The organism is Paenibacillus cucumis (ex Kampfer et al. 2016) (assembly GCF_019748695.1).
GTDB classification, from domain to species: domain Bacteria; phylum Bacillota; class Bacilli; order Paenibacillales; family Paenibacillaceae; genus Paenibacillus; species Paenibacillus polysaccharolyticus.
The window spans coordinates 291,914-304,855 of sequence record NZ_JACLIC010000020.1; the positions used below are offsets into that span (position 1 = coordinate 291,914).

Consider the following 12,942-nt stretch of genomic DNA (forward strand, 5'->3'; position numbering starts at 1 on the left):
AATCAGAATGAAATATGCCGCAGCCAAAAAAATAACCGGAATACTGCTGGTGAGTAGCTTGCTTCTAAGCGGTTGTCAGTTCTCGCCATCTACGGCGGCTCGCGAGACGGCAGCAGATGTTAGTCAAGTGGAGACTCCTTCCCTGCCTCCCGGAGAAAAACTGAAATCTGCTTTTAGTGATACACGCATTCCCGGCATGATCGGCATCGCCCGAAACAACGCTTTGCAGTTGTTGATCAACGAGGAGACTGCTGAAATTGCCGTTATCCATAGTAAAAGCGGACAAATCTGGCGCAGTAACCCGGAAGAACGCGAGAAGGATGGCATTGCAGCCGGAATTAACAAGGACCTTCTGTCCTCCCAATCCAGACTGAGCTTTTTCAACAGTTCAGGCCAGAGCAGTATGGTGAATTCGTTCACGGACAGTGTTCGGCATAAACAAGTGAGTTACGAAACATTACCGAACGGGGTACGCGTTCACTATCAATTTGGCAACACGGAGCGATCTATTGAAGATCTGCCAGTGAAGATCAGCAAAGAGCGTTTCGAACAATATGTGCTGGCTAAGCTCGATAAATCCGGCGAACGGGCCTTGAAAGTCGGATATGCAGAAGATAAAGATGAAGGCGTATACAATCGGATTGACAAAGCTATGCAAGGTCTGCAACTTACCCGTGCACTGAAAGCTTTCGAAGACGCCGGATACACAGAAGAAGATCTTGTCAAAGATCACACCGAGCATGGCATTGAGCAGGAACGAAGCGGGCCACGTCTATTCATGCTCACGATGGAATATGAACTGGACGGAGAGCAGCTTAAAGTGCGAGTGCCAGCTTCAGGTATCCATTTTCCAGAAGAGTATCCCATCAACACTCTGTCTGTGCTGGAGTACTTCGGAGCTGGAGGCTCCAAAGAAGAAGGATCGATTCTCGTACCAGATGGTTCGGGAGCGCTCATCCACTTCAACAATGGTAAGTTACAGTACCCATCCTACCAGCAGGATATTTACGGTCCAGACTTAACGATGAAGCTGCGTGAAGCCAGTTCCAGTGAAAGCAAAGCAAGATTGCCTGTCTTTGGCGTGATTCGTCCGGAAGGTGCTTTCCTGGGCATTATCGAAGAAGGGGATGCGGTGGCTGTAGTGAATGCAGATATTAGTGGGAAGCTGAACAGCTACAATAACGTATATCCCAGTTTTTATGTCGTGAACAAAAGTGATATTACACTTCAGTCCAGTGACATGGTTCGCACATTACCGAAGTTCCAGAATAAACCGACGTCGTCTGATTTTGTGGTTCGTTACGCTTTTGTAGGCGAGGAGCAGGCTTCGTATTCTGGTCTGGCCTCACTGTACCGGGAGTACCTGGTGCAAACCGGGGGACTTCCTGAAATGAAATCGTCTGAGGAGCAGTCTACGATCCCGTTTTATCTCAAGCTTTTCGGAGGCATGACAACAAGACAGCATATGCTCGGCATACCTTATAATTCCACGGAGGCTCTGACGACGTTTGATGAAGGAAAAGAGATTCTTTCGAAGCTGATGGAAAAAAATGTGTCGAACATTCAAGTGCGTTATGCCGGATGGTTCAATGGCGGACTGCACCACCGATTGCCGGATTCCATTAAGGTGGACGGAGTAATTGGCGGAAAAAAAGGAATGAAAGATTTCAGCGCTTTTACGAGTGAAGCGGGAATCGGATTTTATCCGGATGTAGCTGTACTTAACGTGCAATCGAAAAAAGGATTCAGTCCATCGAATGAGGCTTCCCGGTCTTTAACACAGGAACCAGCGGTCCTCTATCCAATGGATCTGGCTTTGGAGCGACGGACGAAGGATGTATCGGCTTCCTATGTCCTCTCACCGAATGAGATTGACGATGTGACAACAGATATGCTGAAGGACATGGAACCACTCCAGGCGGGAGGCATCTCTCTGAAAGATATGGCAGAACAGTTAAACAGCGATATGAATCCGAAGAAATTGCTTGATCGTACACAAGCACTGGATACGGTTCGAAAATCTTTGGATCAAATTAAACAACAAGCAGGCTCCATTGTGGCTGAAGGCGGTAACGCTTACGCGCTTCCTTACATTACAGGCCTTACGGATGCTCCGATGAGCAGTAGTCGGTTCAAACTGGAGGATGAAGAAGTTCCGTTTTTTCAGCTGGTCGTTCACGGCCGTATTCCTTATACCGGTTCTCCGTATAATCTGTCCACGTATACCGATGCAAGACAGTATGTGCTGAAGCTGATTGAATATGGAGCGAGCCCTTATTTTGCCTGGTTTAATGCCCCGGGCCATGTGGTGAAAGAAACGGATTACAACCATCTCTATGCCGCGAATTACGAGCAATGGATGGATCTGGCAGCGGAGGTTTATACCGAAGTTAGCCAAGTAAACAAGTCGTTCACCGGGCGTCCAATGATTACTCATGAATCTTTGAGTGAAGGTGTATTTCGAACAACCTATGAAGGCGGAGGATATGTAATTGTCAATTACAATGACTCTTCTGTTGAAGTAGAGAATCATACCGTTGAAGCCCTAAGTTATGTGACTGGTGGTGAGCAGCTCTGAAGACACTCCTGAAATCGAAATGGGGAAGTCGTACGTATGCTCAGCAAAAAGCAATGTGGGGTGTCATCTACGTACTTCCGTGGCTGATCGGATTTGTATTGTTTTTCTTCGTTCCGCTACTGGCGTCTCTGCGATACAGCATGAGCACCATTCAAGCCAACGCAGAAGGAATTGCGATTCAATTTACGGGGTTCGCCAATTATATTCAGGCACTTACCGTAAATACAAGCTTTAACCGGGCACTGATTGAGTCCATTACAGATGTACTTGTGAATGTACCGCTTATTGTCATTTTCAGTTTGTTTCTTGCAGTCATTCTGAATCAGAAATTCAGAGGCCGAGCTGTGGCAAGATCGATCTTTTTCTTGCCTGTTATTCTGGCATCCGGCGTCATTATGTCGCTCGAAAGCACAAGTTTGATTGAAGCTGTGAACCAGAACAGCACAGGCGGAAGTGCTTTTGGCACATTGGAACTGGAAGGCCTGATGCTTAATGCAGGCGTAAGCGAATGGATTGTTACGTATTTAAGTGGTGCAGTTGATCGAATCTACCAGATTGTCAGTCAATCGGGTGTACAAATTTTGATCTTCCTGGCCGGTATTCAAACGATCTCCCCGCAGCTCTATGAAGCGTCCAAGATGGAAGGGGCGACAGGATACGAGGCTTTCTGGAAAATCACGTTTCCGATGGTCAGCCCGCTTATTTTTGTGAACGCGATCTATACGATTATTGACTCCTTTGCGAATAATGCGATGACCAAATTGATTCGGGACACGGGATTTGTGAAATTTGACTTTGGTCTTAGCTCCGCGATGGCATGGGTATATTTCGTAGCGATTGCTATCATTCTTGTGATCGTATCGATCATTTTCTCAAAACGAGTCTTCTATCAAGATTAGAAAGGAGGGCATTCCGCGTGACGACATCACGATTATTATCGCTTGAGCAATGGAAGAGTTGGCTGTGGTCTATCATCCGATTTGTTCTGATCACCGGACTTTCCTTTGTTATTTTATTTCCGATATTCCAAAAAATATCCACATCGATCAAGGCCAAGGGCGATCTCTATTCGGCAGTAGTTGTATGGATTCCGCAGAACTTCTCGATCGACAATTTTAAGCAGGCCATTCGTGTCATGGATTACTGGGTAACGCTGTTTAATACGTTTGCATTGTCCGCTACAACAACACTGTTGACTACAGCCTCATGTGCGCTTGCAGGTTATGGATTCGCCAGACTGAAGTTCAAAGGAAGCAACTGGTTGTTTGCAGGGGTCATACTGACGATTCTGGTGCCGCCAACAACCATTCTCATTCCGGTGTATCTGAACCTGAAAAGCTTTGATTTGATGGGGCTGATGACGCTGTTTTCCGGGAAGCCGGTGAACTTGCTCAATACGTACTGGCCGTTTATTCTGACAGCCGTTACCGCAAATTCACTAAAGGCAGGTTTGTATATCTTCATATTCCGCCAATTTTTCAGAGGCATCCCGAAAGAAGTAGAGGAGGCTGCATATGTTGACGGCGCAGGCATCAGTCGCACATTCACTCGCATCATGTTGCCGAATGCCATTCCATCCATGGTCACCGTCATGCTGTTTTCCTTCGTATGGCAATGGAACGACAGCTTCTACACAACAACATATCTGACTTCGAGTAAAGTCATGTCAACACAGTTATCGTCGTTGCCGTACAATCTCGCTCAACAGGTTACAGACGGTGCAGCCTCTCAGGCCGATCCGTTCTATCTGAGCATGATTCAGGATACAGGTATTCTGCTTGCAATTCTCCCGTTAATTATCATTTATTTATTTGTACAACGATATTTCGTGGAAAGTGTGGAGCGTACAGGTATCGTAGGATAGCCGTTTAGAGCGAAGAAGTGTACAGCTATTACATGTTCAAACATTCCTAAACGAAAGGAGGCATATCTCATGAGTGATTCCAAGAATTATATTAAGGACTATTCCAAGGAAGCTTACCTCAATGAGGTGAGTTTCACCGAATGGCGTACAGCTAATCTTATGTGTTACAACCCGCGTTATCATTGGATATGGAATGGCTTAAGGGAGCGCGCGCCAACCGAGTCTAGATGAGGTTAAATGTTGATCTTGTTAAATATCAGGTTTGACGGTAGCTTCCTATCGCAGTAATGTAAGCCAATTTAATCAAACAGGAGGAATAGCAGTGAAAAAGTTCATGATGTCTTGCAAGCTTTTACTCGTTCTGGCATTACTGATTACGATTGCTCCCTGGGGCGGTAGCCAAGCTGATGCCTGGGTAGGTATGCCTATGGGGAAACTAAAAGTGAGTGGCAAACACTTGGTCAACAGCAACAATCAACCTGTACTCCTTAATGGCTGGCATCAACCCTCCGGCGCATACTGGACGTATCAGGACAGCAATTATTACCTCAACCTTCATGGTAACAATCGTCATGCCGCAACATTGGCCTATCTGAAAGACATCACAGACACATTTGCAGATACCAGTCCGAAATATGGCAGCAATCATGGCTGGAAAATGAATCAGGTGCGTCTGTTCATTGACCGTCAGGACATGGGAGATGTGGCGGCAGGTACATATAACTTTGCCGGTGTGCAGACTGTGACGCAGAACGTCATCATTCCTTATATCCAGTATGCAAAAACCAAAGGGGTATATGTCGTTCTGGGCTTGGACTTCACCTTGAAGGATGATCAGGCTACGACAGCTGCCAACTTGCAGAAGTTCAATCAAATCTGGGGTTATCTTGCCTCCCGTCCAGAGATTAAAAGTGCAGACAATGTTCACTTCGAACTGATTAATGAGCCGGTGAAATCGTATGCCAACGGACACTGGGGTGGATACAACGGAGAAAATGATTTCGTGGATCATTGGAATGACTTGCGTAACTTCCAAAATTCCATGATCTCCACCATTCGTAATCAGGGTGCAGACAACGTCATCTGGGCTGCGGGTCTGGGTTACAATCAGTTCTACAGCCTGACAGCAAGTCATCCGTTGACGGACCCTCTGAATAACTACGGTTATGCGGTTCACTGGTATCCAGGGTACGGAGCCTATGACAACTTCAACATTCTGCAAGATCAATGGAACACCAATGTGAAGGCTGCTGCGGATAAATATCCAATTAACATCACGGAAGTGACATGGTTCAAAAATAAACCAGGTGATTCAGCTTACTGGAATCTGTTCAATGGTAGTAATGAAGGTTTTGGGACGAATACCAAAACCATCTTCAATGCAGCAGGCAATGTCAGTATCGCGGCTCATATGAATGGTTTTATCCTCGAACCGGGAGCACGCAGTTCATTCGCTGATCCAACCGCAGGACTGAAGTGGGATGGAGATGCATCTCGAAGTGCGATGGGACGTTTCTTGTTCAACTGGTACAATGAACGGTCCCAGAATTATGGTAGCGGTACTCCAACCAATCCAACAAATCCGTCTACAGGTCTGGTGTCTGGTGCAACGTACAAAATTGTAGCACGCCATTCCAATAAAGTGATTGATGTTCCCGGTGGGCAAAATCAGAACAATCTCCAATTACAACAATGGAGTGATCTGGGCGGTAATCCTCAGAAGTGGGTGCTAACCTCCATTGGTGGGGGCAACTACACGCTGACGAGTGTGAATTCACCTGATAAAGTGATCGACATTCGTAACGGTACACAGACCAATGGTGAAGCTGTGCAACTTATGGCTAATCTCAATACAACGGCACAGCATTTCAAAGTGAATGATCTCGGCAATGGGTACTACAGCATTATCAATGTGAACAGCAATAAAGCCATTGAAGTTGAGAACGCTTCCACATCGGATGGAGCCAAACTTCAACAGAACACCTACACGGGCGCAACGAACCAACAGTGGAAATTCGTAGCGGTTAGTAATTAACTAACCTCAACATTTCCATCACGAAATTAGTGGCAACAAATAACCTTTTCAGGTCATCTGATGACTTGAGAAGGTTATTTTTATTGTACCTATGTATGGATACAACGAAATGGGATGACTGAAAGGTTGTTATTCATTGCCTTTGTCTCGTGAAGTTGCACATTACGCTGGAGAAATCAAGTATTGTATAGCTACAGGTGTAAATGTACCATAGGGAAGAAGTTGTACCTTCACTGTTCAGAAATGCCCGTTGTATCATGAAATGATGATCATACACCGTTAAATGTAAGCGCTTGATTAGAAAAAGGGGGGAGTACATTGAAGCTCCTATGGTCCAAATTTTCACCGATGTTCCGTCGTTATTTGATTTCGTATCTAATCATTCTAATGATTCCACAGATCGCCGGATACGCCTCTTATCGGGCATCCATTGAAGCGGCAAGGGCCAGCTCGATAGAGAACAGTCTGAAGTCTCTGAATCTGGGCAAAGAAATCATTGAACGGAATCTGCTACAGGTCGAAGCGTTTACGAGGCAATTAGCCATTAATCAGGAGCTGTACCGTTTGATTGCCGATCCCAAACCACTGGATTCCTACAATGTTTATGGCATAGGTAAAATGCAGCGAAGTTTATCCATGTACAGCAGTACAAACGAATACTTATCCCATTTTTTTATTTACATTCCAAACTATAACGTCATTATTACACCGAATACGGTCTATTACAGGCCAGAACATTATTATGCAGCCAATGCAATGGAGGGTATGACCTTCGAAGAGTGGAGCGAAAACATATTGAAAAAGCCACACTTTAATGAGATTATTCCACTTCAGAATTACAAACGTGAAATAAGCAGCAACTTGCGTACCACCGCACCGGCAATTACCTTTCTGCAATCCTTGCCGCTGAATAGTTTCAATAAACCACAGGCTACCATTGGTGTTTTAATTGATGAAGATGAGATGGCTAGCCTGACCCAGCATATCGTTGATCAGTATGGCGGCTGGACTTTGGTTCGAGATGCGAACGGCGAAATTATCTTCTCACGCGGTATTGAAGAAGCAGAAGCGCAGCGTTTGGCGCAAAATGTGGGTAACGATTCGAATGAGGTACAGCCTATTGAAGATGGCCGACTGCTTATATCCATTCATTCAGATCGAAACGGCTGGAGTTACATGGCAGGTATTCCCGAGAAAGCACTTATGACCAATGCGGATCAGATCAAGAAAGTGACATTGGCCTTTACGCTTGCAACATTGACGCTTGGTTTAGGTTTTGGACTGATCCTGGCCTATCGAAATAGTGCCCCCATCTACAAACTGTTGTCTGCCTTCCGAGAACAAGTCAGTGAACCTTCAGGTAAAAGGCGTAATGAGTATGATTTTCTAGCAAGCCATATTCATCATTTAATCGCCAATAATCAATCGCTGGAGAACGCGCTGAATGAACAAATTCCGCTCTTGCGCGATGGATTCATCAAACGTCTGCTTACGGGTGAGTTCTATACTACTCGTGAACTGGAAGCTATTTCTTCTCAGACACAACTATCCATTGAGAACAGCCAGGGGATCACTGGTTTGCTCAAGGTGAACGGTTATGCGAGTCTGGATAGCGAAGAAACGATTCAGGAGCTTGGTGTGGCGAAATTAATTATCAGACAGACGATGACAGAATGGAACGAAGGTCTGCTGATGACGGACTGGGGCACAGATCAGATTGCTTTTATATGTCCCGTAACCGAGATGCCGCTGGAAACAGCAATACGTCATTGTGAGTCTGAACTCAGCAGATTAACCGAACTCATTTATAAGGAATACCGGATATCAACAACAATCGGTACCGGAGCCGCATACGAAGTTTGGAATGATGCAGGCCGTTCATTTGATGAAGCCAAACAGGCCATGGAATATGCGATTCATATGGGAGCAGATGAGCTCGTCCGATTTGAAGATACATTGAAGGAAAATGAAATGTACTATTATCCCATTGAGTCAGAACAGCGCTTGCTGAATACGATCAAGGCAGGAGAACTGGAAGAGGCTCTTCGTATTTTGGATCAGCTGTTTGCACGCAATTTCGAAGAGCGCGAACTTTCCTATGAGATGGCACAACAATTTATTATGGAGTTAAAGGGAACATACCTGAAGCTGGATGAGCCCAAAATCAAACACGATGATTCCTTTGCAGAAGAATACAAAAATGGTGTCACCAGTATCCAGATTACCGATTCCATTGCCGCATTACGTGGTAAATTCAAGCGCTTAACCGAAGATATGTGCAAAGAAGTGCTGCGAAAAAGATCATCCACACATGCGGATACCGTACAAGAAATTACGTGTTATATTGAAAATCATTATGGCGACGCGAATTTGACGATCTGCCGAATCTCCGAGCATATGGGGAAATCCGAAAAATTCATCTCCCAACTATTCAAAGAGCATACCGGAGAGAATCTTTCCGATTATGTGGAGCGGGTGAGGATCAATGCAGCGTCTGGACTGCTTCGGGAAAGTGACCAAACCATCGATGAAATCGCACTTTCTACGGGATATAACAGTGCGCATTCATTCCGCAGAGCATTCAAGCGTGTACGCGGCATTTCACCAAGTGTATTTCGGAAGATGGATAATTAGGTCGCTAAATGTACGCTGCTCATATAGTATCTATGCGTATAATGTACGCTGATTTCCGAGATGTACCTTTACGATTCCCTCAGGTCGAACTTATGATATGGGCACAAAGAAAGCGCTACCAAAACAAGGTGACGCTCACTTCAACCATAGGGTTCACTGACTGGGGGGATGATTCTGAGAACAACAATAACAAGTGAAAGCAAGTCCGGTGTGAAGGAGCGCAAGCGATCAACATTACAGCATGCGCTAGCCAGAAGTTTCAGGAGGCATTGGCAGTTATATCTGCTCATATTGCCTCCGGTGGTGTACTTTATCGTTTTCAAATATGTACCGATGGTGAATACGGTCCTTGCATTTAAGGATTATAACGTCATCAAAGGAATTTGGGGGAGCCCTTGGGCTGGCACCAAGTATTTCGACCTGCTTTTCCAGAATCCCGCTTTTATGACTTTAATCAAAAATACGCTTCTCATCTCGTTTTACAGCCTCATCGTCGGATTTCCGATCCCGATCTTGCTGGCACTAGCTTTAAATGAAATCAAAAACATGAAGTTTAAGAAAACCGTGCAGATGGTAACCTACGCACCGTATTTCATATCCACGGTGGTTATGGTATCGATCATTATGCTATTCCTCTCGCCGAGGCTTGGTATTGTCAACACCATTGCAGGTGCACTTGGCTTTGAATCGGTGAATTTCCTTGGTAATCCAGACATGTTCCGCTCAATCTATGTTTTTTCTGATGTATGGCAGAGCATGGGATATTCAGCAGTCATCTATCTGGCTGCGCTTGCGGGCATTGACCCTTCATTATATGAGGCGGCCAAAGTGGATGGAGCCAATCGACTGCAGAAGATTATTAACGTGGATTTGCCCGGCTTGTTGCCGGCAGCCGTCATTATTTTAATTTTGAGCGTCGGGAACATTATGGCGGTAGGATTCGAGAAAATATATTTGATGCAAAACCCGTTAAACTTGTCTGCTTCAGAAATCATCTCCACATATGTTTACAAAATGGGACTATTAAACGCCAATTACAGCTTTGCTACAGCGGTTGGTTTGTTCAACTCTCTCATTAATCTCATCTTGTTGTTAACGGTCAATGCAGCCGCAAAACGGCTGTCCAATACAAGCCTATGGTAACCACACGGAGGAGAGGAGACTTGAAGGATGTCTAATTTACAATCACAGGCAGGTCGTTCACGAGCAAACAAAAACCCTGTCATTAGAGAATCGCCTGGGGATCGCTTGTTTATTACGGCAATCTACATCATTCTGTCACTCGTGCTGGTTGCCGTGCTGTATCCTTTGATCTACATCGTAAGTTCGTCACTCAGCAGTCCGTCAGCCGTTTCTTCAGGCAAAGTCTGGCTATGGCCAGTTGATCTGTCATTCGAAGGATACAAGGCTGTATTGAGAAATGAACAGGTGCTGATGGGATACGCCAACTCATTGTTTTATACGGCATGTGGCACATTCATCAGCGTAGCATTAACAATTATGATCGCTTATCCATTGTCTAAAAAGACCTTTGTTGGTCGCAGTACGCTGATGATCTTCATCACGTTTACGATGCTCTTTGCCGGAGGCTTGATTCCAACATACCTCGTTGTTAAATCCCTGGGGCTCATCGATACACGCTGGGCGCTTCTGATTCCCAATGCGATCTGGGTGTGGCAAGTCATTATTGCACGAACATTCTTTCAAAATTCCATACCGGATGAGCTATCCGAAGCGGCTGATATCGATGGCTGTAGTGACATTCGGTTTATCTTCAGTGTCATCCTGCCGCTTGCCAAACCCATTATTGCGGTGCTGTCGCTGATGTATGCGGTTGGTCAATGGAACGCTTACTTCGACGCACTTATTTATCTGAAATCGCAGTCGCTCTACCCGCTACAGCTGATTTTACGAAGTATTCTTATTCTAGGTAGCTCAGGCAATATGGATGCTTCCGAAATGATCAAACAACAGCAAATGGCTGAACTGATGAAGTACTCCTTGATTGTCATGGCCAGCTTACCGGTTCTGATCATCTATCCTTTTGTACAACGTTATTTCGTACAAGGCATGTTGATCGGCTCAGTTAAAGGATAAGTCAATTACAACTTTCATGAGGGAGAGGATTTTATTGAAGAAAATAAGTGCGCTTGGATTAATAGGTGTGCTGGTTCTTACGTTGGTACTAGCAGGCTGCTCGTCATCCGATAAGAGCAATGGGGAAGTGGATGCGGACGGGAAAGTCCCGATGAATGTGTTTGTGCACCAAGGATCGGATATGAACCTCGCAACCAATAAATTCACGAAGAAAATGGAGGAAAAGTTCAATATCAAGTTCAACTGGACGACAGTTCCTTTTGATGGAGCAGCTGAAAAAAGACAGATATCCCTGGCTTCCGGGGATTATCCGGATCTGTACCTGCTCATCCCTTGGGTAGATCGTTTCTCACAGACTGACTTGTTGAAGTTCGGGCAACAGGGTGTGATCCTGCCGCTGAATGATCTGATTGATCAGCATGCGCCTAACATCAAGAAGGTGCTCGATAGCAATGATTACTACAAAGCAATGAATACCGCACCTGACGGTAAAATCTATGGACTGACCGGGCTGAATGAGTGTTTCCACTGTTCGTATCCAAACAAGATGTGGGTGAATACCAAATGGATGGAGCAGCTGAATATCAAAGAACCAACAACGACAGAAGATTTCCGGGAAATGCTGAAAGCGTTTAAAACGAAAGACCCGAACGGAAACGGCAAGGCAGATGAAGTACCTCTGAGTGGTTCTACGGAGAACTTTGGTGTACACATTATTCCCTATCTGATGAATGGTTTCATCTATGACGATGACCGGAATTACCTCATCCTGAATCAAGGCAAAGTTGAAACGGTGGCGAATAAACCGGAGTGGAAAGAAGGTCTTACGTACATCAAATCCTTATATGATGAAGGGTTGATTGATCCGGGTGCTTTTACGCAAAATGTAGGTGCCTTCAAGAAAATTGGAGACAATGCTGACGCACAGCTTCTGGGTGCAGGAGCGGCTATGCATCCATCCTTGTTCGTAACCACGGCTGAAGGGTCACCGTACGGCAATGATTACAATCCGATTCCACCATTAAAAGGGCCAAATGCTGAATATGCTTCGTACAACTATCCGGTCGATCCTGGTGCAACATTTGTACTGACCAACAAAGCCAGTGAGCAAACGCAGATTACAGCCATAAAAATGCTGGATTACTTCTATACCCAAGAAGGAGCTATGGCTTCATATCTGGGCGAAGAAGGCCTAAGCTGGCGCAAACCGGAAGAGGGAGAAGTGGCTCTGAATGATCAGGTACAGCCGCTCTATAAAGCGATTCCGCTTCCATCCGGAGAAGAACCTCGTAATGACAGCTGGGCTGCATTAAGCCAGTACAATCATCACCGGGCATATCGCGATGCAGAAGTACAGGGAACAGATATCTATGCCAACGATGGGTATGAACGTCGCCTGTACGAAGCAACATTGTTGATGGAAGGTAAAGAACCTAAAGAGGTTTTCCCGCATTGGGCATTGTGGGTTGATCCATCCCTTGCGGATGAAACCAGCATGATGCAAACCAATATCAAGGATTATATCGACCAGAATGCGTTACAATTTGTTACAGGAGCAAAGAGTTTGGATAAAGACTGGGATGAGTATGTGAAAGGACTGGAAGGGTTGAATATGAATCGTTATCTGGAAATTATGCAGTCTGCGTATGATGCTTCATCCGTGTCATCCAAATAACAGAACAAATTAAAGGAAAGACGGACCTTACTCGCAGCATGCGGTGGGCCCGTCTTTTT

The 12,942-nt window shown here is 45.3% G+C and carries 9 protein-coding genes; all 9 read left to right on the top strand.

Annotated features, from left to right (window positions below; genetic code table 11):
* Window positions 1-7: 7 nt before the first annotated feature.
* The 9 genes from H7T88_RS12810 (at window position 8) to H7T88_RS12850 (ending at window position 12,883) form a co-directional block, all read left to right on the top strand.
* Window positions 8-2,578, top strand: a complete 2,571-nt coding sequence (locus H7T88_RS12810; protein ID WP_221788759.1) for a DUF5696 domain-containing protein — start codon at window positions 8-10, stop codon at window positions 2,576-2,578.
* Between the two features lie 53 nt (window positions 2,579-2,631).
* The gene (locus H7T88_RS12815; protein ID WP_154984047.1) at window positions 2,632-3,477 is read left to right on the top strand and encodes a carbohydrate ABC transporter permease; all 846 of its coding nucleotides are present in this window, start codon (window positions 2,632-2,634) and stop codon (window positions 3,475-3,477) included.
* A gap of 17 nt (window positions 3,478-3,494) precedes the next feature.
* Entirely contained in the window at window positions 3,495-4,442 is a 948-nt protein-coding gene (locus H7T88_RS12820) for a carbohydrate ABC transporter permease (RefSeq protein WP_090915961.1), read from the top strand.
* A gap of 69 nt (window positions 4,443-4,511) precedes the next feature.
* Window positions 4,512-4,673: a hypothetical protein gene (locus H7T88_RS12825; RefSeq protein ID WP_221788760.1), complete on the top strand. Its 162-nt coding sequence runs from the start codon at window positions 4,512-4,514 to the stop codon at window positions 4,671-4,673.
* Between the two features lie 91 nt (window positions 4,674-4,764).
* Window positions 4,765-6,477, top strand: a complete 1,713-nt coding sequence (locus H7T88_RS12830) for an RICIN domain-containing protein (RefSeq protein WP_221788761.1) — start codon at window positions 4,765-4,767, stop codon at window positions 6,475-6,477.
* A gap of 318 nt (window positions 6,478-6,795) precedes the next feature.
* Window positions 6,796-9,111, top strand: coding sequence for a helix-turn-helix domain-containing protein (locus H7T88_RS12835; RefSeq protein ID WP_221788763.1), 2,316 nt, complete (start codon window positions 6,796-6,798; stop codon window positions 9,109-9,111).
* 288 nt (window positions 9,112-9,399) lie between these two features.
* Window positions 9,400-10,254, top strand: coding sequence for an ABC transporter permease (locus tag H7T88_RS12840; RefSeq protein ID WP_090916500.1), 855 nt, complete (start codon window positions 9,400-9,402; stop codon window positions 10,252-10,254).
* Between the two features lie 27 nt (window positions 10,255-10,281).
* The gene (locus tag H7T88_RS12845) at window positions 10,282-11,208 is read left to right on the top strand and encodes a carbohydrate ABC transporter permease (RefSeq protein ID WP_090915965.1); all 927 of its coding nucleotides are present in this window, start codon (window positions 10,282-10,284) and stop codon (window positions 11,206-11,208) included.
* Window positions 11,209-11,224: 16 nt separating this feature from the next.
* The gene (locus tag H7T88_RS12850) at window positions 11,225-12,883 is read left to right on the top strand and encodes an ABC transporter substrate-binding protein (RefSeq protein WP_221788765.1); all 1,659 of its coding nucleotides are present in this window, start codon (window positions 11,225-11,227) and stop codon (window positions 12,881-12,883) included.
* The last annotated feature ends 59 nt before the right edge of the window (window positions 12,884-12,942 follow it).

Excerpts from the sequence above, each read along its gene's own strand:
- H7T88_RS12825 (WP_221788760.1), top strand. The coding sequence starts at position 4,512 with ATGAGTGATTCCAAGAATTATATTAAGGACTATTCCAAGGAAGCTTAC.
- H7T88_RS12850 (WP_221788765.1), top strand. The coding sequence starts at position 11,225 with ATGAGGGAGAGGATTTTATTGAAGAAAATAAGTGCGCTTGGATTAATA.
- H7T88_RS12815 (WP_154984047.1), top strand. The coding sequence starts at position 2,632 with ATGTGGGGTGTCATCTACGTACTTCCGTGGCTGATCGGATTTGTATTG.
- H7T88_RS12845 (WP_090915965.1), top strand. The coding sequence starts at position 10,282 with ATGTCTAATTTACAATCACAGGCAGGTCGTTCACGAGCAAACAAAAAC.
- H7T88_RS12810 (WP_221788759.1), top strand. The coding sequence starts at position 8 with ATGAAATATGCCGCAGCCAAAAAAATAACCGGAATACTGCTGGTGAGT.